The organism is Novosphingobium sp. FG90, from assembly GCF_057808725.1.
Genome location: NZ_JBMDIO010000048.1, coordinates 1 through 22,919, shown reverse-complemented (window position 1 = coordinate 22,919; position 22,919 = coordinate 1). Strand labels below are relative to the sequence as shown.

22 protein-coding genes and 1 pseudogene are annotated in these 22,919 nt (G+C 62.0%); 2 read left to right on the top strand and 21 right to left on the bottom strand.

Annotated elements, in window-relative coordinates; translation table 11 throughout:
• From ACODRZ_RS24445 to ACODRZ_RS24360, 18 genes are all read right to left on the bottom strand, one after another.
• Window positions 1-588 (bottom strand): hypothetical protein, encoded by a 588-nt coding sequence (locus tag ACODRZ_RS24445; protein ID WP_488973039.1) that lies wholly within the window; start codon window positions 586-588, stop codon window positions 1-3.
• Entirely contained in the window at window positions 585-1,364 is a 780-nt protein-coding gene (locus ACODRZ_RS24440; RefSeq protein WP_488973038.1) for an RNA polymerase sigma factor, read from the bottom strand. The genes ACODRZ_RS24445 and ACODRZ_RS24440 overlap by 4 nt, the downstream gene beginning before the upstream one ends.
• Window positions 1,365-1,468: 104 nt before the next feature.
• The gene (locus ACODRZ_RS24435) at window positions 1,469-2,677 is read right to left on the bottom strand and encodes a HEPN-associated N-terminal domain-containing protein (RefSeq protein ID WP_488973037.1); all 1,209 of its coding nucleotides are present in this window, start codon (window positions 2,675-2,677) and stop codon (window positions 1,469-1,471) included.
• A 267-nt stretch (window positions 2,678-2,944) separates the two neighbouring features.
• The gene (locus ACODRZ_RS24430; RefSeq protein WP_488973036.1) at window positions 2,945-4,303 is read right to left on the bottom strand and encodes a hypothetical protein; all 1,359 of its coding nucleotides are present in this window, start codon (window positions 4,301-4,303) and stop codon (window positions 2,945-2,947) included.
• A gap of 180 nt (window positions 4,304-4,483) precedes the next feature.
• Window positions 4,484-5,947 (bottom strand): AAA family ATPase, encoded by a 1,464-nt coding sequence (locus ACODRZ_RS24425; RefSeq protein ID WP_488973035.1) that lies wholly within the window; start codon window positions 5,945-5,947, stop codon window positions 4,484-4,486.
• Window positions 5,948-6,748: 801 nt separating this feature from the next.
• A complete protein-coding gene (locus ACODRZ_RS24420; RefSeq protein ID WP_488973011.1) occupies window positions 6,749-7,477 on the bottom strand; it encodes a MobA/MobL family protein in 729 nt (242 codons plus the stop codon).
• A 282-nt stretch (window positions 7,478-7,759) separates the two neighbouring features.
• Window positions 7,760-8,416, bottom strand: a complete 657-nt coding sequence (locus tag ACODRZ_RS24415) for a hypothetical protein (RefSeq protein ID WP_488973010.1) — start codon at window positions 8,414-8,416, stop codon at window positions 7,760-7,762.
• 177 nt (window positions 8,417-8,593) lie between these two features.
• The gene (locus ACODRZ_RS24410) at window positions 8,594-9,226 is read right to left on the bottom strand and encodes a hypothetical protein (protein WP_488973009.1); all 633 of its coding nucleotides are present in this window, start codon (window positions 9,224-9,226) and stop codon (window positions 8,594-8,596) included.
• Window positions 9,227-9,279: 53 nt separating this feature from the next.
• On the bottom strand, window positions 9,280-9,852 hold the full coding sequence (locus ACODRZ_RS24405) for a hypothetical protein (protein WP_488973008.1): 573 nt from the start codon (window positions 9,850-9,852) through the stop codon (window positions 9,280-9,282).
• Window positions 9,853-10,263: 411 nt separating this feature from the next.
• The gene (locus tag ACODRZ_RS24400) at window positions 10,264-12,129 is read right to left on the bottom strand and encodes an LPD7 domain-containing protein (RefSeq protein ID WP_488973007.1); all 1,866 of its coding nucleotides are present in this window, start codon (window positions 12,127-12,129) and stop codon (window positions 10,264-10,266) included.
• Between the two features lie 343 nt (window positions 12,130-12,472).
• On the bottom strand, window positions 12,473-13,135 hold the full coding sequence (locus ACODRZ_RS24395; protein ID WP_488973006.1) for a hypothetical protein: 663 nt from the start codon (window positions 13,133-13,135) through the stop codon (window positions 12,473-12,475).
• A gap of 1 nt (window position 13,136) precedes the next feature.
• Complete coding sequence (locus ACODRZ_RS24390) at window positions 13,137-14,015, bottom strand: P-loop NTPase family protein (RefSeq protein ID WP_488973005.1); 879 nt, start codon at window positions 14,013-14,015, stop codon at window positions 13,137-13,139.
• A 33-nt stretch (window positions 14,016-14,048) separates the two neighbouring features.
• Entirely contained in the window at window positions 14,049-14,516 is a 468-nt protein-coding gene (locus ACODRZ_RS24385; RefSeq protein ID WP_488973004.1) for a hypothetical protein, read from the bottom strand.
• Between the two features lie 279 nt (window positions 14,517-14,795).
• A complete protein-coding gene (locus ACODRZ_RS24380; RefSeq protein WP_488973003.1) occupies window positions 14,796-16,799 on the bottom strand; it encodes a topoisomerase DNA-binding C4 zinc finger domain-containing protein in 2,004 nt (667 codons plus the stop codon).
• Window positions 16,796-17,551 (bottom strand): PP2C family serine/threonine-protein phosphatase, encoded by a 756-nt coding sequence (locus ACODRZ_RS24375; protein ID WP_488973002.1) that lies wholly within the window; start codon window positions 17,549-17,551, stop codon window positions 16,796-16,798. Before ACODRZ_RS24375 ends, ACODRZ_RS24380 begins: the two co-directional genes overlap by 4 nt.
• A gap of 5 nt (window positions 17,552-17,556) precedes the next feature.
• Window positions 17,557-18,240: a vWA domain-containing protein gene (locus tag ACODRZ_RS24370; RefSeq protein ID WP_488973001.1), complete on the bottom strand. Its 684-nt coding sequence runs from the start codon at window positions 18,238-18,240 to the stop codon at window positions 17,557-17,559.
• Window positions 18,241-18,397: 157 nt separating this feature from the next.
• Window positions 18,398-19,048, bottom strand: coding sequence for a hypothetical protein (locus ACODRZ_RS24365; RefSeq protein ID WP_488973000.1), 651 nt, complete (start codon window positions 19,046-19,048; stop codon window positions 18,398-18,400).
• A gap of 56 nt (window positions 19,049-19,104) precedes the next feature.
• On the bottom strand, window positions 19,105-19,554 hold the full coding sequence (locus ACODRZ_RS24360) for a hypothetical protein (protein ID WP_488972999.1): 450 nt from the start codon (window positions 19,552-19,554) through the stop codon (window positions 19,105-19,107).
• Between the two features lie 160 nt (window positions 19,555-19,714).
• Between ACODRZ_RS24360 and ACODRZ_RS24355 the strand changes: the two genes are divergently transcribed.
• Together ACODRZ_RS24355 and ACODRZ_RS24350 are read left to right on the top strand one after the other, a co-directional pair.
• A complete protein-coding gene (locus ACODRZ_RS24355) occupies window positions 19,715-19,972 on the top strand; it encodes a hypothetical protein (protein WP_488972998.1) in 258 nt (85 codons plus the stop codon).
• A gap of 3 nt (window positions 19,973-19,975) precedes the next feature.
• Window positions 19,976-20,863 carry a tyrosine-type recombinase/integrase gene (locus ACODRZ_RS24350; RefSeq protein WP_488973013.1) on the top strand — a complete coding sequence of 296 codons (888 nt, stop codon included), beginning with the start codon at window positions 19,976-19,978 and terminating at the stop codon, window positions 20,861-20,863.
• Window positions 20,864-20,867: 4 nt separating this feature from the next.
• On the opposite strand, the gene ACODRZ_RS24345 is transcribed toward ACODRZ_RS24350, so the two are convergent.
• From ACODRZ_RS24345 to ACODRZ_RS24335, 3 genes and pseudogenes are all read right to left on the bottom strand, one after another.
• A complete protein-coding gene (locus tag ACODRZ_RS24345) occupies window positions 20,868-21,137 on the bottom strand; it encodes a hypothetical protein (RefSeq protein WP_488972997.1) in 270 nt (89 codons plus the stop codon).
• 200 nt (window positions 21,138-21,337) lie between these two features.
• Window positions 21,338-22,345, bottom strand: a complete 1,008-nt coding sequence (locus ACODRZ_RS24340) for an IS110 family RNA-guided transposase (protein WP_488972996.1) — start codon at window positions 22,343-22,345, stop codon at window positions 21,338-21,340.
• Window positions 22,346-22,434: 89 nt separating this feature from the next.
• A pseudogene (locus tag ACODRZ_RS24335) lies at window positions 22,435-22,851 on the bottom strand (IS5 family transposase); the annotation flags it as partial.
• Window positions 22,852-22,919 lie beyond the last annotated feature (68 nt).

Sequence of the window (22,919 nt, the reverse complement as noted above, 5' to 3'; positions counted from 1 at the left end):
TCAGTCGCCGTCGGCGAGGAGACGGGCGCGGTCGGCCTCGGAGACGTCCGCGTCGATCAGCACCTGCTCGAAGGAGACCTGTCCGTCCGCGCCGGGCTTACCGTCGGATTTGAAGCTCCTTCGGGAGGCGGTTGGCGGCGGCTGACGCATCGCCGCGATCACATGCGCCTCTGGGATAGCCAGAGCTCCGCCCAACGTCCGTAATATCGGACGCGGCGTCCGCGCGGGATCGATTTTTCGCTCTCGCAAGCACGTGACGACCTGGCGTGGCACGCCGAGCGTCGCCGCCAGCGCCTTGCCCCGATCGCCGACGAGCGCGTCGAGCGGGTTGACGCCTTCCGGAAGCTCCGGTCCGGCTGACTTGTGGACGATCCAGGCCGCGTCGATGCGCGACTTCTCCAGAGCGGACAGGGGCTCCTCGTCGTCGGCCTCGGGCGTAGCTAGCAGCCTCGACAGGTCAATGAGCTGCAGCGCGAACTGCGGATGCGCCTCCACGTAGCGAGCGAGGACCTCGCCGTCGTGGACCTCTTCCATCTGGAAGAGGTCGAGCACGTCGTCGAGGGTGGTTGGCGTAGGGCGGGTGGTCATTGGTCGTCCCCAGGATTGAACAGGGCGGCAAGCGTCTTAAGCGCCCGCGCCCGGTGATTGCGAACCGAACGGTCCGAGCAGCCCAGCGCCTTGGCGATCGTCATGACCGCTGGGTCGTTCGAATAGATCGGCCATCCGAGCAGCAAGAGATGCATGGTCCTGCTTTGTTCCGGTGGCAGGTCGTCAATCGCGAGATACACGCGATCGCGGAAAAGCGGGTCGGAAAAAAAGCTCGCCTCGAATGAATCGGTCGCCATGACGGCTACAGCGTTGGTCTCCGTCTGGCCTAAATCCTCCGCCAGCGCGTCGCTGCGGTTGTCCTCGCGCCACGCGCGCTCCTGCGCGTCAAGGCGCAGCCGCTTAATGGCGAGATCGAACCGGACCTCGAAGAAGTCGAGTCTGTCGTCGGGCCGCCTGCGGTCCGCCGATAGCATCTCGACGAAGCGGTCAAACACCGCATTGCGGATACTTTCGTTAACGATCGAGGCGGTATTCCCGCCCGCTTCCGCGCGCGGGACGGCGCGGAGAACCCGGTCGACGAGGATCTTGTAGAGCCGTTCGAACCAAGCATCAGAGTTATCCAAGCGGCTCGCCCGGACGAAGTGGAGGAGGCATTCGCTGGGGATGTAGTCCGGATGCTTACGGTCTCGGATGCCAGCGCGCTCCAGAAGGGCGTCGCGCGGAAGGCCCGCCAGCGCGGGCAAGAGCGCTTCGATGTTGTCGGGCCGCAGATATGGCGTGCCCTCCTTCCTGCGTTTCGTGAGCGGCTCGATCAACTTCTTTCCCCTATTCGGAGCGTCAGCATAAGTGCGTTGTTGAGGTAATCGTCGTGGCAAATGGAGCCGGAACGACTCGATCGAAAAATTCGTTCTAGGCCGATCTAACTCTTTGGGGAACGGCGCTTTCTTGTGTGTTGGGTGACGGCAACCATCTGCAAAAGTTCTGTGCATTGTGGGTCGAATGTCTTGCGCAATCTTGGGGCCACGTCATCCTGATCCATGAACAGGACCACACAATTGCTCCCGGTTTTGGTGCTCCTGTACATGACACCGGCGATCGGCGTTCCTTTGCTGTCGCGCATGAAAGCACGGAAATACTCTGTCACGATCTGGGTGGGAACATAGTCAAAATGGATGCGATTATCCCGCTCGATCTTCTTTCCAAAGTCCCCGACGAACTGCCGCATGAAAATCGCCCAGTCGTAAAGCCCGCTGCGACGCTGGTCGAAAATGCTGATGGCTGGGACCCGTGTTAGATCCAGGATGCGGATGCTTTTGCTGAGAGCAAAAGTCGCCATCGTGTGCCGGTCGCCGTTGCTACTAAGAGTTTCTGCCCGCGCGGTTGCCTCGTCGTAGGCGCCGTAGAACATCGGCACGCCGGCCGGGCTCATGCGGCTTTGCGAAGCAAATTGATATGGCGGCGGTCCAAGGTCGAACGGTTTTGTTATCGGCTCGCACGATGGGCGTTCACGGCACCGGAAGAAGGTGGTTCCTGCAGACAAAGTGCGGATGAGGCGCGCCTGTTTACATTTCTCAGTTACACTCTCCAGCAATTGTCGTGGTGTGATCTCATGCCCAAGTAACACACTCTTGGTGTCGTCGAAGAAATAGCGACGCTTGTGCTTTACCGTTTCAACGAACGAATCCCAACTCCACGCATATATTTCGTGTTGCCGCGATGCGTACGGATCGATCGCGCTCCATACTCGGTCTGGTAGCGCGCGGATGAGATCGGAAAATAGATCGTTGCCCGCGCAAGAGGCGATCTCGACGTAATTGAAGACGAGATCGTAGCTGACATAAGTCTTAGCGCCGACATATTCGCCTTCCCATCCAACCCCGTTGGCGGCGTCGTCGAAGCGCGAGCAGAAGCCGGCGAAAAAGAAACGAACCACCGTGGCAAGTGGTGCGCCCTTCGGGTGCAGCCCATCACCCCGGTAATAGGAACAGGGCCTGTCCACGAGGTTCTCCCTTATGAACCTCTTGACGGCAGGCTCTTCAAAACAAGCTGCTGAAACATATAGATCATCGGATGCATCGATGCCGTCCGGATCGCACATCGAGTCAAGATGCCTCTTGATGAAACTCATAAGTAACCTCGGTCACGGCATTTCAATTCCCGCTAAACGTCGGCTGTTAGCAGGTCGAGGCAGATGTGGGCGCTTTTCCCCCCGTTCCCTCGCTTCGCGAGGATGCGCATCGCCCCACCTGCTATGGAGCGTTTGGGCCGCATGAGATGGCCCTCGGCGATTATGTTATGTCGGTTTTTCAAGTGATATTGCTCCGAAGCCGACATTCCGGAAAGTCCCAAAGCCGGTCTACCGAGGCCGGTGCGTTGGCACCGGCCTCGGCCTCACTCATGCTGCCCAAATCCGCCCAGTGGTGCAGTTCACCAGCGCACGTGTCGCTTCGAGGTGGATTTCGGCAACCCCTTCTCGCCCGACGTAGATCGCACCCGCGACGCTTTCCACCGCGAATGGCAGGGCGCAGACGTCTTGCAACGGCATGCCAACCATCAGGTCGGCCTTAACGTCAGACACAGCTTCCCCGTACAGGTGAAGCTCACTGGCTCTCAGCAGGAATCGCCCCGGCGCATCAACCTCGGCCTGGATGCACCCGTTACGCCAGAACAACGTGGCATATACCGGCCCATCTTCGGTAGCGAAGGTCACGACAGGTTCGCATCGCTCTGCCAGTAGAGCGAGCAACTCGGCCTGCCCCCCCGGCGCATACCGAACTACCGCCGCTGCGATCAGGTCAATGTGGCCGTTGGCCCCGACCTCGCGTAACTTCGCGAGTTCAGCACGGCGATCTTCTACGCCATATGGAAGCCGAGAGTGCGCAACCAGGGCCCCGCCGACACAGGGAACATAATCGAGCACGATGCCGGGACGGAGCGCTTCGTCGAGGGCATCATACTCGACGTAGTAGGACAGGTATTCCAGGTCGCGCTGATTCTCGAAGTCGATCGCGACAGCGCGGACACTGATGCCATAGGCATCGAGCGGCAGGTTATCTTGCGCCGTGCCGCGTAGAGCGTCCACGTGGGCATGGACCGTCGTTCGACGCTGCCATAGCGTCTTCATATCGACGGCGATCGACCGGGCCAACGCCTCGATCTGCTCCGGCCTTGCCGAAACGAACCGGGCAGCCCCAGTGTCGCTCGCTGAACGCTGCAGGACGACCCCACCCGCTTCCTGATAGGGCGGGAACTGAAGCAGGTGGCGGCTTTGGGTATCGGCGATGTGGACCGGCGACGGCAGACCGATCCGTTGCCAGGGCTGACCATCAACCTCCCGCGCGATCGCCTCGCGCAGCAATTGCAGGTTGAAGCCATGCGCATCTCGCCGAACGGTCTCGACCGGGAAGAGGCCGGGCTGGCCGACGTCGGTCACCCAGATCTCGGCCCCGATCTTCACCGATCCGGGCCTATGGGATTCAACCAATGTACCCCCCGGCAATGGAAACTCATGGTCATCGTGCTCGAGAGCGATCACCAGATCGGTCCCGAGGTCGGCGATAGCTTCGTCGTCCATCATATCGATGACGCTCACGCCATCGCCATCGTCGTTGCGGCTTATGCGCAGATCTAGCATGAGCGCGCTGGCGAGGGCCGCTGCCAGCGATGTACCGTTATCGAGCTTGCGCGATCCCAGTGACGAATGGCACTTGTTGCTCAAGTGGGCCTGGAGCGTTTCACGATCAAAGTTCTTCATTACGGAATTCCTTTCTTTTCCATTCCTTGGCATCTGCCAATCTTCAATCCTGACCAATCGAAGGTCAGTCCTGACCGGAAAATCAAAGGAGCCGTCAGGCCCGCAGGCATGCGGGCCTGTCTGACAAGGCACTGTGATGGTGTCAGCGGCGCGGCAAGCTGCCGCGCCGGGGCAGTCGCCTCAGGGCGTCACCGCCATCGATGGTGGTGACCCGACGAAGAAATGGGTGCGGTTGTGCTTGGCCAGCACTCCCTGCTCTTCCAGCCGCTGGAAGTGCCAGGCGATACTCCCGGGACGGGCGTCGGTTTCGCCGCCGCCCGATGCGCTGCTGACGAGATGACGCTCAGGAAGCGGCTCGACCTCATGAAGGGACTTGATCGTCGCCATGACGCGATTTGCAGCGACACGTTGCCCATCGAGCAGCTGCGGATACGTAATGCGCAGCATGCGCATCACCAGGTCTGTGCCGGCCGAGTAGTCCGGCTTGGATCGGCCGGGTCGATCAGTGATAGCTTTGCTCCCGCGTGATCGGGTTGATCGCGCACGGCGCCGGGGCGCAGCAGGCTCATCCTCCTGCCCGGCGTCGGCGGATTGGCCGACAGGAAGATCGACTTCCTCGAACGCACCCTGCGCGTTACGGATAATGTAACGCGGCTCGCGGCAGACATCGAGCAAATTGGCCTTCGCTGCATAGACGACAAGGAAATCCTCGCGTTTGAGCTCCGGGAAGAGATCGCGCAGGTCTGACGCTTCCTTGGTGCCACGCTTGCCACCCCAATCCTGAAGCAGCCGGACCTCCACCGCCATACGCGGAGCGGTGGTCCACATCGCCACACCGCGCAGGCGTGATGCCGCCGTATTCCAGGGATCCTTCTGCGGCACGAAGGCCGCCTTGGGAACGTGGCCGATAATCGTGAAGAAGATACCCAAGGCCTCGCACATGCGGCCCAGATAGAAGAAGAAGTTGGTGGTGGCCTCACCTTCCATACTGTCGAAGCCCGCCATGCTGGTGGCGGAATCCAGAATGACGCCGACGATCCGGTCGTCAGGATCGTCGTGACGGTCGTTCCACTTGGTGATGTAACGGCGGACCTCGTCCATTACCGCAGATGGACGCCAGACCCGGTCCTCCCCAAACCGCAGCAGGCTGGCGTTGGGATGTTCGAACTCATCTTCGCTCATGCTGATGAACGGCATGATATGCAGGCGAGAGCAGGTATCCTGCGAGACGGCGGCGCTCTGGTGCATCGTGTTACGCACGATGTCGCGAAGGCGCCCGACGATCTGCGAGCGCGTATCTTCGGCCGTCAGGATCAGGACATGCCCTGTCCCATTGATGGTGCCGCCCAACCAGGTGGGCGCCGGCCTGTGCTCAGGACGGCTGGCGATCATCGCCGCCATCCAGAGCAGAAGCTGGGTCTTGCCGGTAGATCCGGCGCCGAACCACACGGAGGTGCCCCGCTCGGCTAGCCAGCCGTCGATGCGAAACGGGATTTTCGGCGTCGCGCTTTCGACGTGGTGGCTCGCCAGCCACTTGTCGGTTTCCGGGCGGGAGTTCCACCGCGGTGTCGGCGCAGCAGGCGCCTTTTTGGTCCTGCGATCCGGATGCACCGGATCGTGGTCTGTCTCGGTAGGCGCGCTCATGCTGATTCAATCCTGCCAGGGACTTGGGCTCATGGTGAGCCCCGGAGGGAAGAATTCAGCATTCAGCCGAAAGCCTTTATATATAGTTATGGGACATGGGCGGCTGGATGAATCAGCCGCCCTGTACCCAACCGCGCGCTGAATTTTTGCGAGCACGCCTGCGGAGCCCGCAGTTAGAGTACCGTCGCCCGGCTATGGAACGAGATGAGGCGCAAGGATCGCGACCTTGTCGGCATCGCGCACAAAGGCATCATACAGCCTGGCTGCTGCGAAGGCGGTTCAATGCTCTGCGTAGGATCGGTGGCCCGGACGCTCCGTCACGAAGTGCGACAGGCGATGCCTACCCTCAAGCGACGAAGCCCCAAGCCCGTCCATATGCATCCACAAGATAAGGATTGCGGTGAGCGTCAGAACATCGCCTTCACACTCCGCCCTGACGTCACTCCACTTCCCGCGATCCACCAGCCAAGTGACGAGTTCCGGTCGGCAAGTCAGCTCGGTGGGTGTTCCAAGCCTTGCGGCGACCCCTGCTATGTGCGGCCGCGCGGCGCCGACGCACATCTCGGTCATCGGCTAGGTGTGCCCCGCCTGTTCCCGTCGCCACGGCGACAGCAAACCCTTGATGGTTCGGTGGGATCAGACGGCGCACAGGCGATCTTTGCGCGGGCACAGGCCTGCTGGAATGACAAGCGACTGCCGTCTTTGTCGTCGGAGATAAGCTGGACGACCTGTTGGCGTCCGAGGCTGCCCATTTGTACTAAAACCGGTCCCACATCATTTCGCCATGCGGGACCGATCAGGTCAGGCAATCGGCGGCTGATGGGCCGACTTAGCGTTCAATCGCGCCAGCAATGGCGCGAGGGCGGAGCAGTCGGGATGGGCTGGCGCGAAGCTACCGACGCAATATGCAGTGGTGGCCGCAGCGCGCATGTCGGCAGGCAGATGGACGAGCCAGTCAGCATGGAGCCTGTGCCGCATGGCGGAGCCACACCAGTTTGCCACCGTCTGCCCATGACGCGCATCATGCCGCCAACTCCGGGTGGTTATCAGCAGATGGGCATGGGGCGGCGCGTGGGTTTCCCCGCCATCGCTACGTGCATGGATGGCCCAGGCCACGGCCGGACCATGCGCTGCAATTGTGTCGTGCGCATAACTATGGATCATCGCTACCCAGGCTGCAGGCGTTGCGGCTGGTGGTAGGGTCACCACTACATGCCAGGCCCGTATTGCATCGGAGGGGAGGCCAGCGCTCGCCGCATCCAGCTCCGCCCAGATCCTTCCGTCTTCGGTGGCCCACTTGGGATGGCGCGATGGCAAGGCGAGGCCATGAGCAAGCAGATCATCGCGATGCCGATAATCGATACTGCCACGCACGTCGGACCCGCTGCTCCGGGTGATATAAAGATAATTGGCCAGTGCACTGGCATGGGTGAAGCGGCGGTCCCCGTCCATGGCTTTCCAGCCAGTAGCGGAGATAGGGCGAATACTGACGCTGCGACGAAGATGGAGGGGTGCATTTGTAAGGGCCATGGAAATCTCTTTCAAAAAGGGGAAGGGACAGGATCAGGCTTTGATGGAGATGGAGCAGGCCTGCTATGCCGCCAGTGCGCGGGGTGATTGGCATCGTAGATTGCGCCAAATTGCCGTGCCTACGTGACCCAGCCTTTCATCGCTTCTGCGATGAGCGTGGTCTCCGTCAGATCCGGATCCGAGAGCCGGGCGGCTGGAAACCGTTGCACGCAGGTGGCCGGATCATGCACAGGCATGGTATGTGATGCGCGCCTGCCTGTGGAAGCGGGGCGGGTCCGAAGCTCAGTTCGCGATGGTCTCGATTTCGTGGAGGTGCAGGCGCGAGGCCGCAGTGTTTCTATCGCGCAGCCAACCCACAAGGTGGGCCTGAAGGATCTGCGCGACCTCTCCGCCCAGCGTGGTATCCTTGGCCATGAGATCCATGATCATGCGCCAGTTGGCGATCGCATCGATTTCGAGGTCGACCGCGATCCGATCGGTGTCGGTGCGGACCCAGGCGGTGAACCGCTCGGTGGGGTCGGCTGGCGCACAGGCGATCTTTGCACGAGCACACGCCTGCTGGAATGACAGTCGCCTGCCGTCCTTGCCATAGGAAATAAGCTGAACGACCTGTTGGCACCCGAGGCTGCCCAGCACACGAACCGCCGCGTATCGGTTCGCGTCCTGCACGGTCTTCAGCTGAGCGAGCATCTGGTCGGGGCGATAGGCTGCCAGCGTGGCGCGCTCATCGGCAAGATGCCGGCCGAGGAACAGCAGCAGGTCCTCGACCGGATCGGAAGGCGACAGGACCATGGTCGCCAATTCGAAGGACACCTCGCCCTTGTGGACGTGGCCTGACATGACGGCTGCCCCGACCGGCAGGGCATTATCCCGTCCGATCTGATGTCCGGCATCGATAGTCGAAAGTGTGCAGATGGTAACGGTATGCGATGGAAGCATGGTACGCTCCTTGAACACGCAGATCGCCCGCCTGATTCGCGGTGCGTTGTCTGCATGAATGTTCGGAAACACCGGCCACCACAGCCGGGCAGTGAAATGAAGGCGCGAGCACAGAGGTCCTGGCTCGCACCCCCTTGGCTTGCCACCCTGTCGGGCAGGAATAAGGGCAGACCAGGATCAGGCTTCGGTGGAAGCGGACCAGTCCTGATAAGCGGCCAGTGCGCGGCGGGCTGGGTGATCGGTATCGTCGAACGCGCCAAACTGCCGCGCCCACGTGACCCAGCCTTTCGTCGCTTCTGCGATGAGCGTGGTCTGTGTCAGATCCGGATCCGGGAGCAGGTAGGCTGGAAGCTGTTGCACGCAAGGGGCCGGATCATGGGGAATGCACAGGCATGGCATGCTGTGCGCAACAGCTTGTTTAAGATGCCAAGTGTAGCTGCGTGGAAGGTCGCGCCAGCGCCCCTCGGTGTCCACAGCGGCCTTGGCGATGGCGGGGTGGTCATGCGCGAGGCTTGAGAGCTTCGACGGCAAGGACTGCCAATGATCCCATGACAGCAAGGCGCCGTCTTCTGGAATGCGCGGTTCGAGCCAGTCGAGCAGCGCGTCTGGCAATTCATCATCGCGCAGTGCGCGGGCCTGCGTCTCGAAGCGATAGCCTTCGCCGTCGGGTATCACCGAGAAGAGGGCGAGGCCGATCAACGGCCGGTTATCCTGGTGGAAACATTGCATGTAGCAGGTCGCGACGTTGCGGGCAGCGATAGCCGTGGCGCGCGGCGAGAAGCCACGCGCTTCGATGGTGTCGAAGTACATGAGATACGTCCTTTAGTGTTGGGGTGTTGGAGAAATTTCGGCTGGATTTGATGTCAGCCGTCAGTGGGGGACAGATTGTCGAGATGAATGGTGCCCGCTGGAAAATCGGTGATCTTCAGCCAGTCGATCAGATGCGCTTCGATGACGCTGCCGATCCTTCGTCCCAATGCGGTTGTCGCGCCGATCCTGGCCATGGCGAGACGCCAAACTGAGATCACGTCGATTTCGAGCTGATGGATGAGGGGAACGGGATGCTTGAGCAGCCAGGACAGAAAATCATCGCTGAGATGGGGTGCCGAGCACGGCAGGCCCGCCTGAAGACAGGTCGCCGGGAAGGTGGCGGGATCGCCGTCCACCCGCGCGGCGGCCAATTCGATGACCGGGTGGCGACCGCGACCGGCAAGCGCCTCGGTGATGCTGGGCATCACACCAAAGGACGATCGCGTGAGCAGCGTCGCAATATGCGACAGACCGTAACCTGTAAGCGTGGCGCGCGGATCGAGGCGATCGTCGAGCCACGGGAGCAGCGAAGCGGAGGTCGCGCCAGGGCCAAGCACGGTGGCGTCGAGCTGGAACTCGACATCGCCATTCTCGATGGTTCCGGTAAACATCGCAGCGCCGATCACCCTTGGCGATGGGGTTTCCAGTCGGTGCGCGACGTCGAGGACAAGAAAATGGACGGCGGTGATGATATGATGGGGGAGCATGGGTACGTCCCTGGGATGCGTGCCATCGCTCCCGACCGATCAGGGCGGGAGGAACGGGTGACGCGAATGTGGTGAAAAGCCTCGCAGCGAGGCGGCTGTGTGAAGAACCCTTTCAGGCGAGCGAAGGCGAGTTTCCTCTTTTCCTCCTTCCTGAATTCTTCTCTTTACCCGCTGGACCGGCTTTCTCTGCGCTCCTTGGCCGCAGACCACTACCTTTGCTTCCCCTGCCTCAAGGGCGGGGCGGACATGCGGCTGAGCAGGGTAGCGCATGAGCATTTCCTTTTCCTGTCCTGTGCATGAAGTCTGATGAGAGGTATCTCACAAAGTGGTTCAGCGCTTCGGGCCGCGGCGAGATCGGGCGGCGCGCTGGATTTGGCGCCGGATGGCATCCTGTTTCTGAGGCACTGCCTTCTCCTGAGCCTGGGGAGGCTGGTCGCGTTCTGGTTCTGACCGCTCTTGCGCAAGCGGATGGTCCAGCATCGTCATCAGCCGCTGCCAGCCTCTTTTTGTCTTCCGCTGTTGTGATGACTGGAAGGAAAGCTGGTCTACCACGTCGATGGCAATGCCGAGTTTCTTCGCGGCGCGCCGGCTTTCCGCGATAAATTCTGGCGTACCGGCAATCTCGATACGGCCAAAGCGATCGGCTGCGAGCTTGAGGACGGCCTCGACCGTCGCGCTATCCATACTGTTGACGGCCAGAAAGGGGCCATGGTCGGTGAAAGCGGCAAAACGGGGCTGGCGATCGGACCAATAGGCTATGCCGCTGTCGATGCGACGGGCTTCATATCCCGCGACTGGCTGCGGGGACGAAGGGCTTCGCGCGTCGGACCGGGCATCGGCGACGATGAGGTCAGGCGCGCTGAAGGCGGCGATGGAAAAGCCGCTGTCGTCGGGCAGGTCGAAGGCCTGATCGCGCAGCAGGCGCACCGCCGCGATACGCCCATTGAACAGGCTGCGCAGCGATGCGATGTGTTCGTCCCGCGCGCTGCGCAAAGTCCGGCTGATCTGCGCGCGGACATGCGGCGGCGTCGATGCAGGCAACATCGACAGGATATCGCCTGACCCTGCCCATGCGTTGGCGATCGCCCGATCCCGTGCTGCCTGGAGCGCTTGAATGCGCCTTTTCGCGCCGGCGGCGATCTGCGCGCGGTGCTCGCGCCGATCGAGCCAGCGCCTGAACTGTTCAGGATTATCGACGCGCGGTTCATAGGGCTGGACCGCAAGGTCGGCGGGAGGCGGAGAATAGGGGCCAAGGCGCGTTGCATGGGTGAGCTTTTTCCAGGTCAGGTCGCGGCCTACCCGCGTCAGTTTGACATGCTCGTCGCCGGAAAACACTTCGCCGCCCCCGGATTTGGGCCGGATCTCCATGCCGACGTCCGCCATGGCCCGGTGCGCCTCTTCCCAGCTTTTTGCCCTTCGCAATATCGGGCCCGCCCGTTCCTGCGCCATGCGCGTGAAAGAAGACAGGCCGCTGGCGCGCTCCCATTGCAGGATATGCTGATCGATCGGCGGCGCGTGCCGGGCGCGCGGCGGCGGCGCCCCTTTGCGCACCAACTCACCGTCTCGTATCTCATATAAGGTTCCGGCCTCATGTTGCAGGCCCAGATCATGATCGAGCCGTGCGATGGCACGCTGCATGGCGTCCTTATAGCCCTGCCGGTTACCAAAGGGCGTGGCGGAGGCCGTGATCGGATCAACCGTGATGATCATCATATGAAGGTGCAGGTTGTCGGTATCACCATGCAGCGCCCACAGGCACAGGGCCTGAGGGCAGCGTAATTCTTCGAGGGTGGTACGGACGATCTGCTCGCACTGCGCGCGGCCCGGCATGGCTTCTTCCGTGCGCATGGACCCGACGGCGTGGCGTACAGGCTTCGCCCCGGGCGGCAGTGCGCGCGTCAGGCGGTCGCGCATATCCTTCTTGCCCTCGTCCCAGGACAGAGCGTGCCCTGACGTGATGGCGCCGCAATCCAGCACGCGGACCTGTTGCGGGCTGGGCATTTCAGCCTCACCGTCCTGCGCATCGGTCATATAGTTTGATAGCGTCAGGCCATGGGCGATGGCGGCATTTGTCTCGAACGCGTCCAGCAGGCCGCGAGGATCCGATTGTCCATCGGCTATATAGCGCGCCAGCACTTCGGCGAACCGCGGTGCTTGGGCCGTGGTCGTGTCGTTCTCTATGAGCTTAAGGATCATGACAAGGCCCCTGAGCCGCAGTGGCTCATCAGAGGAAACCACCCATCCGCCTGCGTGCGGATCATAGGTTGCGAGATACGACAGGATCGAGCGACCACCGGGGACGGCGCCGACAGACGCTGGCCCCCATCCTGTGTAAAAATAATCCTTCGCCCGCAGCATAGGGCGACAGCGAGGGGCAAGATGGATCATCCTGTGATGAGGCGCGGCATAGGGAAACGCATGGATATGCGGCGCAGCCTGACGAACTGCGGCAAAGCGCAACAGGGCGTGGCAGGACCCAGCGTTACAGATCATGACAGCAAGGCCGACTTCGCCGATGTCGGGAGCGCACATAACGGTGTCAGCCGCGATAGAGCAATATGGCCAAGGCGAGGAACGTGGCGGATCGCCAGAACCATTGGGCGGCGATCTGCCACTTGCGGTGCCGCCAGCTCAGCGCGTCCTGCAAAGCGCTAGCCTGCTCGGTCCGGATTGCTTCGAGCACGAGATCGGTCGGGCTGTAGCGCGTCATGCCCGTGGGGGACGGCGTCAGCAAATCCAAAAGCGGACGCAGGTTAGCGATATGGGCGCCGAGGCGCTTGTTGAGATCGCGCTGGGTCGCGGTGCGCTGATCAATCTCGCTGAGATGAGTTGTAAAATCGCGGAGCATGGCCTGGCGATGGACCAGCAACGCGTGGTCCATGTCTTTGGCCACGCCGATGATGTCTTGCCATTTACCCAGAAAATCTTCGCGGCCGCCGGCGAGCACGCGCGCGATCTTATCCTGGGCGTCTGCCAAGAGTTGCTGGAGGTCGTCCTTATAATCCCGCATGATCAGTGCGCTGCCTTCCATCTGCTCGACCTGAAGGGCGCCAATCTTGAGCAAGCACAGCAGCACGTACAGATCGTCATCGCGCTGGAGACCGTTGCGGCCGATGTAAGCGAGGACTGCCTGCTGCTGGGGCTCGGTGAGGAGACCCATCATGACTTCTAGTAGGCTGTCTTGGGGGGCTTTAGCACTCATGTCAGACCATCCAACTGTAGTCTGCGGGCAGGGCGAGGAGATCGGCGATGGTGTCGAGCTGTGTGGTCCAGCCGTGCAACCAGCTACGCGTGGACAGACGCTGGCTGAACCTCAGTTGCGGCGATTCCAGAGCCTCAGTGAACGTGAGACCCAGGGCATCAATCAACGCGTAGGTGCCGGGCGTAAGCGTCGGCATCTGGAGGATGCGACCGTTGGCGGCGAGCAGCTCAGCCCGGGCCTGTCCGCCAATCTTGCGGCCATGTTTGTTGACGATGCCATCCTCCCACAGGATGAAATCCTCCGACATTCCTGCGGCCAGATTCTGGACGACGACATAGTCGGCATCGGGCCCAAACTGTTCGAGAGCAGTGAGGACCGAAGATATGGACGCCAGGAGCGGGGTGATCGCCAGCACGACGACGAAGCGGCGCCCTGCCTCGCTATGGGCTTCGACCAAATCGCGCGAGCCGAGATTCTCATTCAGATTGGCGAGATCGGTGAGCGACCCGCCGGGCAGATCGATAGCGATCAGCTCGGCATCGCTCTCCGCGAGATCGAGCAGTTGACCTCGTTCGCGAGAGGAGCGGCCATTGAGGCTGATAATACCGGTCAGTGCATCTTGTTCGGCAGCGATCTCGCCTTCATCGTCCTGCTGCCCTAGAAAGGTCAGGAGCTGCATATTGTCGGGATCGGCATCGACCCCGATGCAGCGGTAGGGCGCCGTCGTCTGGAGATGACTGCGCATCAGTTCGATGGTGGCGCGTATTATGGTGCTCTTGCCGATGCCACCTTTGTGCGACGGTGCAACCAGCGTGGTTCTGGAAGGCGCCGTCGGCGTGGCGGTTGATGTGCTGCAGGGCGTTTGAAATTTGATACGCATAGTGTCTCCTTTGGTGGTGCGGGGATTGAGTCTTCAGGCGGTGCGCCGTGGTCCGGGGCGACCAGAGCTGTTCAGAGGTGGGGTTCGCGGAGGGGCTTCAGATTCAGGCGGCGGCGCTACCGCCCGCGATGCACTTGCCGGCACGTTCGGTCGCGGGCTCTGGCGCGGCGGTTCGGCTGTTTCATTGAGAGCTACCTGCCGCGCAGCAGCGCTCGGTGCCGGTATCGCCCCATCTGCCGCAGCAGGTGCCTGCTCCTTGAGGATGCGGTGATGATAGGTGCGCAGCGTTGCGGCATCGATGTGATAGCCTTGCCCTGCGAGCCATTCGGCGATCCGCGTGAAACTATGCTTTGCAGCGCGGCGCTCCTGGATGTTCGGCCACATCGCGCGGACGACATCCGTCAAGGATGCTTCCTCCTGCGGCGGTTCGGCGCGATCATTGATCCGGGCCTGGGCAGCCTTCTGGTTCAATTGATCGGCGGAAAAGCGTCTACGCACCATGGTGGCGGATCCGGCGGGTCTTTGATTGGGCAGAAGTGACAGACCCTAGTGATGGACACGTGCCGGACGATGTTGCGCGGCGCCGATGGATGTCGCCGCAAAACCGGCGAAGGCTGCGCCACGTAGCGGGTGGATAGAGGATGTTGCGGGTCATGACGGGGGTTTTAGGACGGCGGAACAATACCCGTGCATCAACTACACATGCAAAATGCAAAAAGTTCGGTTTTTGTTATTTTGGGCAAGATCAGGCTTTCTGGCGGGTCGCTAGCGCGCTTCGCGTCAGGGGTTGACGCGCTTGCGCCGAAGCGGTGCTGTGCCGGTGCATCTGGGATAGCTACTGCAACCCAGGAACTGCTGCCCGCCGGTGCCCCAGCGCTTGACCATCGGCGCGCCGCATTTCGGGCAGACCCTGGCGGCACGCTTGGGCTTCTTGGATTTACCCTTGGGCTTGGGACCGGATGGCGGTGTGGTATTGAATTTGGGTGCAGCGGCGCTTTGGATGAGCGCAGGGTTGATCCCGAGCTGCTGCATGTCCGCCTTCGCCTGATCTCGCTTGCCCAAAGCCTCCAGAAGGTCGCGATCCTCCTGTGCCGCGCGCTGGACGACAGTTTGAACCTGTCGCTCCAGCCTCGAAATCGCGGCGTTCAGCACACTCCTTCGATGCGCGATATCTTTGGCGATGGTGGCGCGGTGGGCGTGCTCCCATTCCATCGACTGTGCAGATGATGGCGTCAGGGACCGCGCAACCTCCAGTTCGACATGGGCCCGCCAGAACAGAAGGCTTACGATCCGGTTTTCGCCAAGTCCTGTCACCGCTGTGAGTCTGGGGCGCGTCACATCGGTGGCCGTCCGGATCCCGCATATACGGAGCTGCCGAAGCAAAGCCTGGCCGATGCCGGCGATGGGCGCGCTGTCGATCGGCACCGTCTGTACGATGCTCTGGATTTTTGCGTCTCTCGCAAGCGCCGCCAGTCTGGATAGGCGGGCGGGCATGTCGGCTCTCAGACGTGCGAGGGTGTTGAGATCGTCGCGTAGGACACCAGCCTGTTTGTGAACCTCCCAAAGGCCAATGCGCGTTCGCCAAAGCTCAAGCGCCCGCTCAGCTTGCAATTTGGCAGCTTCATACTGCTCGAACACCGCAATTGCGTTGGAATTGGGTGACGTCTGCGCCGGCTTTTGCTGGAGGTTTGGCCAGCCGGGTTCGAGTTTGTCTCCGGCCTGCCGCTTGGCCTCGCGCAGCGCGCGCGAAACGGCGCGATGCAGATCGGCGTCGGCAGTATCGGTGCGGAGGATAGGAGCAGGGACATACTTGAAAACCGGCTGCCCTGTCGCTTGCTCGATCCGGCACCAGGGGCAGGGCGCGGTCTGGACGGCGATGCTGTGACTGGCATTGCGGGGGCAGGGAAGAAGCGTGTGTTCAAGGTCGGCCAATGCGCTAGCCCATTGAGCCGCCGCCGGGCGTGCGCCCATCCGCACAGCGAATGCCCGCTCGAACAACAAACGGATGCCGGGCGGAAGCTGGTCAAGGGAAAGGGTGGCAGGCGGCGGCTGCAGGCCGGTGTAGCGCAGGCGCGAGTAAGCGAAGCGACTGGCCTTGATGGCCGCATCGAGCGGGACCGGACGACCCTGGGCAATGCCGGCGAACGGGTGACGGCCAAGTCCCAGGATTTGAAACACCAAGACGGCTAGCCCAAAGGCGTCGTGATCTGCTGTGCGATCGATGTCTGAGAGGCGTAGAGACTGTAGTTCCGGCGGCGTGTATTCCGCCATGCCGACCATGCAGCGATGGCCTGGAATTTGAAAACTGTCTGCGTCGATCAGCGTGACTGTTGCATGCCTGGAGACCAAGAGGCCGGCGCTGTTGATATCGCCGATGACAGCGCCGCTGGCATGGACTTGGGCAATGACGCGCGCGACGTTGAGCGCGGTTCGCACCAGAAAGCGCCAGTCGGCATCGGGAAACAGCGTCCGTCGTGACCCCGGCGTCAGCAGTTCATGGATGGGCTGATGGTCAAGGACGCGCGCCATGGCGAAGCCGGCAAATTGTCCTTTGCCGTCACGAACGATATCGAGCGGAAAGGCGACATTAGGGCAGTGATCGCCCAGACCTGCCTTGAGCATTGCGGTGATTTTGTCTTCACGCGCGGTGTCGGGCTTGAGGTACAGTTTGACTGCGCGAATGGGATCATCGGCCAGCGCAAAGACTTCACCTTCCCCGCCGCGCCCGATGCGCTGGCCAAGGGAAAGGCGCCTGCGCCCGCACCAGAGCGGCGGCGTGCTCACCTGCAGGCTGCCAGGATGAGCGTCTTGTCATCGTCGGTTCTGCCATTGACGCTGTCCGATCCGAGAAAGGCCGACAGCTGCCCAGACATGAGCCTCTGGCGTCCATGCTCGGTCGTTGCATCGAGCGCGCGGAACATGCCGCCAAAGAAGGCCGCATGCGGCACGTGTTCGACAAAATCTAGGGCCAGGCGCTCCAGACCATCGGTCATCAACGCGATCCGGTCGAGCGCAAACCCTGCGAGAAGTCCGATCCGCAGTTTGAGGGTTGGATCGGTCAGAAAGAAAGTGGTGGAGGCATAGTCACCATGTTCGGGCCAGCTAAGCGCTATGAGCGTTTGGTTGTCCTTGTATCGCGCGACGATCGCGCCGTCGCCGATATGGGCGGTCATCGTCGAGAGCCCATCGGATATTGCCATGACAAGCGTGGTAGCAAAGTCGCCGCATACCAGACCACGCCGGGTTGCCGCCTGCGCGATTAGGCCGCGCACGTCCTGTACCCACATATCGATGAGCGCAGGGGCCGGTATCTGCTGATGCTCGGCAATCCACTGCCGGGCGCGGCGAGAAAGCGCATGGACGGCCAACGCGGCGCCCGAGCCGCCATGGCTTGCGCTCCCCGCGCCATCGCAGGCGATGGCGACGAGGAACGCCCCCTTCGCCGCCAGAACGTGGCAGGCGTCCTGGCGGTGTTCATGTCTTGCGGCATGCGCACTGCCGCAAACAGACGCATTGGCCCAGGTCCAGATCGCCATGGCGCTCAGACGATCTCGGCCCAGCCGTCGGGCGCGGCGGGATTGCTCAGCAGCACCTGACCACCGACACTCGAACGGGAGACCGCAGATAGCGAACTGGACAGCCAGCGGAACAGATCGCTGAAAGCCAGGCCACGCAGCATCAGCGGCGCGTTGACCGAGATCTTTGCTAGCGTGTCCATGTCCGCGTCTTCGACGCCGACAGCGAAGAAGCTGAAGCTCTTGCGCTCATGCGCCTCGCGGATACGCCGTGCCGCCCGTTCGTAGTCGTCCGTCGGGACCCCGTCGGTGATCATGAAGATCCAAGGGCGGTAGTTGGGAACGCCGTTGGCGCGATATTGCGCCTGTCGATCTGTGACCAGATCGATGCCGCAATTAATTCCGCCGCCCATGGGTGTGCCACCCTTGGCCTTGAGCGGTTGTGGGTAGAAGTTCTGGGCAGAGCCAAACTCTGCGACCACGTTCACAGTGTCACCGAAGGTGATGACACTGATGTCGACCCGCTTAGCAGCGAGACGATCCTCGCGCAGTTCCTGGGCGAACTGCGCCAACCCCTGGTTCAGCGCCGCAATGGCTTCGCCGTCCATTGATCCGGACGTGTCGAGTAGAAGGACGCAGGCGCATCTGGGATCCGGGTTATCGGCGAACTCGACATCGCCGAAGGCTTCCTGGGCGAAATCACTCTTCATATCAGCCTCACTGGTCGGTGAGCGATGCGCGCAGGGGATCTGCCTGCACCCTCACAACAGAGGTGATAGGAGATTTAGTCAGATTCAACAAGTCTTCAGAATGAAAACATTCTGAAATATCGCAATAGGGGCTTACGCCAGCCCTTATTTGCGCGGTTTATGGGCTTTCCTGCATCTGCGCTATCTCGGTGAGCAGGTCCGTACGGGCTGCATCGGTCATCAGCCGCCGACCACTGAGCCAGCACCACAGGGTGGATGCGACCGTGACGACGTCAACGATCAACCTTGTGCCAGGCCCGGCCAACTCACCCGCCCACAAGAGCGATACGTCCTTCCGATGGATGAGGCGCATTTGCGTGAGCGAGCGATCGGTTCGGCCGGGTAGGGGTAAGATATTCTGCAGTTCGGCAGGCATAAGTACGGCAATCGGGTCCTCGGGAGAGAGCGTAGTGCCATCTGGGTTATCCAGCCCTTTGCTGATCGCAGTGAGGAAATCGGCCTCATTACGTTTTGCGAAAGCGACTGCCTGGCTAGCGGGTAGGCACGCGTCGATGAGTTGCAGGGCGATTGCCAGCCGGCAGCATTGGTGCAGCGTATAGCCGCGGCGCAGCGCTGGGTCCTCCTTGCGCGACGACGGCCATTCGTAAGTGCTGATCTGTTTGAGGCGGGCGCGGATGCGGGTGCGCACCTCGGCATCCAGATCGGGATAGAGGTTAAGCGGAGCGTCGGTGCTACTGGCGGTCAGCACCATGTAAGCCAGATCCTCAAGGTGGGCGGATGTAAGGCGTTGCGGATCGGCTTGGGTCATGTGGGGTTGCTAGCGCCGGACCTTTGCGGCGGAAAGGATTTAGCGTCCTAGCATACTCAAAATATATGCCAGGGGGGCGTAACGCTGACGGTTATCCAGCCGCCGCTGTCATCGATCACCTGGTTAATGATGACCTGGTCCATGCCAAGTGGCGTCGTCGCAAGGGTGCTTAGCGGTTTACCGGGTAGTACTGATTGCGCTGTCAGCGGTATCTGACCTTTGCAGGCAAAAGTGCAGCTACGCGGCGTTTGTTCGCGATATTGCCATAGCGGGCCGTGGTCGTTCTGCTGCTCGATCTGAATGAGCAGGTGGCGGCTTTTGCGCGCTATTTGTACGAGGTTGAGCCCGGTTGACCCGGCGATGTGTTGGACTACCGGGTGGTTATGGTACAGGACAGCGCCAGCTTTGTTTTGGACTAGGGCATCGAGAGCAGCGTCGATCTCTGACGGAGGCAAATTGGACCTTTCGAGGAGCTCGACTGCCGGTCCGGATAGCTGTCGTTTCATATCACAACGCTCCATCATGCCAGATGAGATGCAACCAAACTGTTCTTCTAACTCGGCAAGGCACGCGCGAGATCATGGAAGAAAGCTGGCTCAGACGATTGATAATGGCCCCTTATCGTGCCTCTGTATCTTTGCAAATCGCCCTGCTAGGCTCGCCGCCATGCCGCAAAAGCGCCTCTCCACCCCCGCCATCCCGGCGACCACCGCCCGCAGCGCCGAACCCGCTGACCTCATCGCCGACGTGCGCGCGCTGGTGGGGCAGGGCGCGGCCGCGGCCGTCACGATCGATGAGGCGCTGCTCGATGCGGCGATGCGCGCCTGGTCGGCCAACACCCGCCGCGCCTTCGCCTCCGACCTCGCACTGTGGAGCCGCTGGTGCGCTGCCCGCCGGATCTGGCCGGCGCAGGCCGAGCCGTAGCATATTGCCGCCTGGATCCGCGCGCTTGCTGGTCTCGCCCCCAGCGACATGAAACCGCGGGCGATGGCGACGATCGAGCGTTACCTCGTCCACGTGGGCTGGGCTTACCGCATGGCGGGCCTGACCGATCCCACCGCGGGGCCGCTCATCAAGTTCGAGCGCAAGGCGGCGCGTAATCACCTCGGCGTGCGCCAGCGCCAGGCCCGCGCGATCCGCTTCAAGGGCGACATCGCCGATCTCGACAGCCCGGCCACCGGCGTGTGCCTCGCCAACCTGCTCAAGGGCTGCGGGCGCGACGAACAGGCCTTGCGTGATGCCGCGCTGCTGCGCATCGCCTACGACACCGGTATGCGCCGCTCCGAGCTCGTCGCGATCGACGTGGCGCATATCGATGGGCCCGATGCCGAAGGGGCAGGGGTGGTGCACATCCCCACCAGCAAGACCGACCGGGCAGGCGCCGGGGCCTACCTGGCGCCGGCGACGATGGCCGCGATCGCACGCTGGCGCGCGGCGGCGGGGATCGGCCGGCGACCGCTGCTGCGAAGGATTGTGCGCCACTTCGACGGCACGCTCGACCGGATCGGGGCAGGGCGGCTCCACCCTAACAGCGTGACCCTCATCTACAAGCGGATCATCCGCCGCGCCTGGGACAAGAAGCTGCTTGGCGCGATGAGCCAGGAGGAGTTGGAACGCTGGCTCAAGGCGGTGTCCTCGCATTCGATCCGCGTTGGCGTGGCGCAGGACAACTTTGCCGCGGGCGAGGGGCTGCCGGCGATCATGCAGGCCTATCGCTGGAACGACGCCCGCACCGTCATGCGCTACGGCGCGCGGCTTGCGGTCAAGAGCGGCGCCAGCGCGCGTCTGGCCAAGCGCCTTGGGCAGGCGGACTGAGGCGTCAGGGGCGAAAATCGATGCTGGTCTTCGCGTCCTCGATCAAGTCCAGAGCGCGCTGAAACAGCGTGGGGTCGCCGGCGGTCATGACCTCCAGCACGCGGAGCTTTTCGCGAAGGAACACCTTCGCAAACCCGGGGTTGCCGGCAACGATCGACTTCGTGTTGCTGATGAAATCGGCAAGCTTCACGGTCTGGGCGTCGGGGGAGATGGTGCCTAGGGCGTGGATCTGTAATTGCAGAGCTTGGCGGTGCCGATCCCTTGAGGGTTTCATGGATCTGTCCGCACTGGCCGGACCGGAGTCTGGTCGTGCTGTATCGGGTCTCACAGAGGCGAACGTTGCATTGACTCGATGCGGGCTTTGCAGCCCATCTGACTACCTTCGCAGATCGTTCGTCCCTGCGTTCCCTCTCGGGACACCGCCCTCGGATCAGCTTTGACGCTTCACCGCTGGCAAACAGGTTCTACCCTACCTCACGCCTGGAACAAAGTGCCATCGCGCAGCATGGCATGCATGATGACCGCGAGGCGGCGGGCAAGGGCGACGCGAGCCTTCTTGAGACCTCGGCGCTTGGCGATCTTCATTGCCCATGTTTTCAGGGCGAACGTCTCACGGCTCCGGGTGAGGATCGAGTTGGCAGCTTCGTAGAGCAGCTTGCGTACGGTGCCATCGCCTTGTTTGGTGATCCTGCCAGTCCAATCGAGCTCGCCCGACTGATGGCGTCGGGGCACAAGGCCGAAGTAGGCGCCGGCATTGCGTGATTGTCGGAAGCGTCCTGCTTCATCCACTGCAGAGGCGAAGGCAGCAGAAGTCTGCACGCCGACGCCTGGGATGGTCATCAGGATTTCGCAGGCTTGTGACTGGCTTGCGATGACACGCAGACGGCGGTCCATCTCCTTGATCTGCTCGACCAACTCTGCGCGCACGGACAGCAAGGAACTGATGGCATCGCCAAGGCCCGGGATGTGTGCCGCTTGCATGATCCTTTCGAGGAATGCCTTCCCTTGCCCAGCCCCGGGGCGATAGCCAAACGTGGCGCAAAGGCCGCGGATCATGTTGTCGAGCCGGACACGCGCTTCCACCAGATGGCTCCGCGCGGTGATCACGCTGCGCACCCCATGCGCTGCCGGAGATTTGACGTGCACTTCCTTGTAGAAGCCGGTGCGTGCCAACTGTGCGAGGCCAGCGGCATCGTGAGGGTCGGTCTTGTTCGCCTTCATTGCCTTGAGGCTCTGGTGCGCCTGGCGGGCATCGATGCACACCACTGGGACACCCAGTTCACGCAGGCCGAGGCAGATCGCCGGCGACATGCGGCCCGTTTCGATCACCGCCCGCTCGATTGAGCCGTATCGCTCCAGCATCATCGCGATCGCCTCCGGAGAGCTTTCCACCTTCTCCGATACGACCTTCCGACCATTGTCATCAACGATACAGACCTGCGTGCTTTCCATCGACAGGTCCAATCCGGCATAGTGCTTCATGGCTGCTTCCTTCCTTCAGGATTCGACAACCAGAAGTGTGCGCCTCAACCAAGGTCCGAGGGAAGCAGCCGCAATTACACGATGACTCATTACGCATTGCACCACAGCCTGACGCATATGAGCTTGATGGCCGCGAGATAGTTGGCAGCATCCTTGTCATATCGGGTGGCGATGCCCCGGAACTGCTTGATCCGATTGAAGAAGCGCTCGACGAGATTACGCTGGCGGTATAGCCATGACGAGAAGCCGAAGCGCTGCTTACGGTTGGAGCGGTTGGGAATGTTGGCCCAGATGTTTCTGGCCGCGGCCGCCTCGCGAATGGCCGTGCTGTCATAGCCCTTGTCACCGAGCAGGGTGGCACCCTCGGGAATGGCCTCGATCAGCGCTTCAGCTTCGCATGCATCATGGACCTGGCCACCCGTCAGTCGCAGTCCGACAGGACGTCCATCAGCGTCGACAAGAGCGTGGAGTTTGGTCGTAAGGCCGCCCCGGGAACGTCCCATGCCATGATTGCCGGATCCCCCTCACATGGGCACAATCGGGTCAAGGCCCCGCGCCGCTATAACATTGGCAA

What these genes read in the sequence shown, in the direction of transcription:
- ACODRZ_RS24390 (WP_488973005.1), bottom strand. Translation starts at nt 14,015, where the DNA reads ATGCGTATCAAATTTCAAACGCCCTGCAGCACATCAACCGCCACGCCG.
- ACODRZ_RS24420 (WP_488973011.1), bottom strand. Translation starts at nt 7,477, where the DNA reads ATGGCCCTTACAAATGCACCCCTCCATCTTCGTCGCAGCGTCAGTATT.
- ACODRZ_RS24365 (WP_488973000.1), bottom strand. Translation starts at nt 19,048, where the DNA reads ATGACCCAAGCCGATCCGCAACGCCTTACATCCGCCCACCTTGAGGAT.
- ACODRZ_RS24415 (WP_488973010.1), bottom strand. Translation starts at nt 8,416, where the DNA reads ATGCTTCCATCGCATACCGTTACCATCTGCACACTTTCGACTATCGAT.
- ACODRZ_RS24400 (WP_488973007.1), bottom strand. Translation starts at nt 12,129, where the DNA reads ATGATCCTTAAGCTCATAGAGAACGACACGACCACGGCCCAAGCACCG.
- ACODRZ_RS24340 (WP_488972996.1), bottom strand. Translation starts at nt 22,345, where the DNA reads ATGAAGCACTATGCCGGATTGGACCTGTCGATGGAAAGCACGCAGGTC.
- ACODRZ_RS24385 (WP_488973004.1), bottom strand. Translation starts at nt 14,516, where the DNA reads ATGGTGCGTAGACGCTTTTCCGCCGATCAATTGAACCAGAAGGCTGCC.
- ACODRZ_RS24370 (WP_488973001.1), bottom strand. Translation starts at nt 18,240, where the DNA reads ATGAAGAGTGATTTCGCCCAGGAAGCCTTCGGCGATGTCGAGTTCGCC.
- ACODRZ_RS24375 (WP_488973002.1), bottom strand. Translation starts at nt 17,551, where the DNA reads ATGGCGATCTGGACCTGGGCCAATGCGTCTGTTTGCGGCAGTGCGCAT.
- ACODRZ_RS24425 (WP_488973035.1), bottom strand. Translation starts at nt 5,947, where the DNA reads ATGAGCGCGCCTACCGAGACAGACCACGATCCGGTGCATCCGGATCGC.
- ACODRZ_RS24445 (WP_488973039.1), bottom strand. Translation starts at nt 588, where the DNA reads ATGACCACCCGCCCTACGCCAACCACCCTCGACGACGTGCTCGACCTC.
- ACODRZ_RS24435 (WP_488973037.1), bottom strand. Translation starts at nt 2,677, where the DNA reads ATGAGTTTCATCAAGAGGCATCTTGACTCGATGTGCGATCCGGACGGC.
- ACODRZ_RS24430 (WP_488973036.1), bottom strand. Translation starts at nt 4,303, where the DNA reads ATGAAGAACTTTGATCGTGAAACGCTCCAGGCCCACTTGAGCAACAAG.
- ACODRZ_RS24410 (WP_488973009.1), bottom strand. Translation starts at nt 9,226, where the DNA reads ATGTACTTCGACACCATCGAAGCGCGTGGCTTCTCGCCGCGCGCCACG.
- ACODRZ_RS24360 (WP_488972999.1), bottom strand. Translation starts at nt 19,554, where the DNA reads ATGAAACGACAGCTATCCGGACCGGCAGTCGAGCTCCTCGAAAGGTCC.
- ACODRZ_RS24395 (WP_488973006.1), bottom strand. Translation starts at nt 13,135, where the DNA reads ATGAGTGCTAAAGCCCCCCAAGACAGCCTACTAGAAGTCATGATGGGT.
- ACODRZ_RS24345 (WP_488972997.1), bottom strand. Translation starts at nt 21,137, where the DNA reads ATGAAACCCTCAAGGGATCGGCACCGCCAAGCTCTGCAATTACAGATC.
- ACODRZ_RS24355 (WP_488972998.1), top strand. Translation starts at nt 19,715, where the DNA reads ATGCCGCAAAAGCGCCTCTCCACCCCCGCCATCCCGGCGACCACCGCC.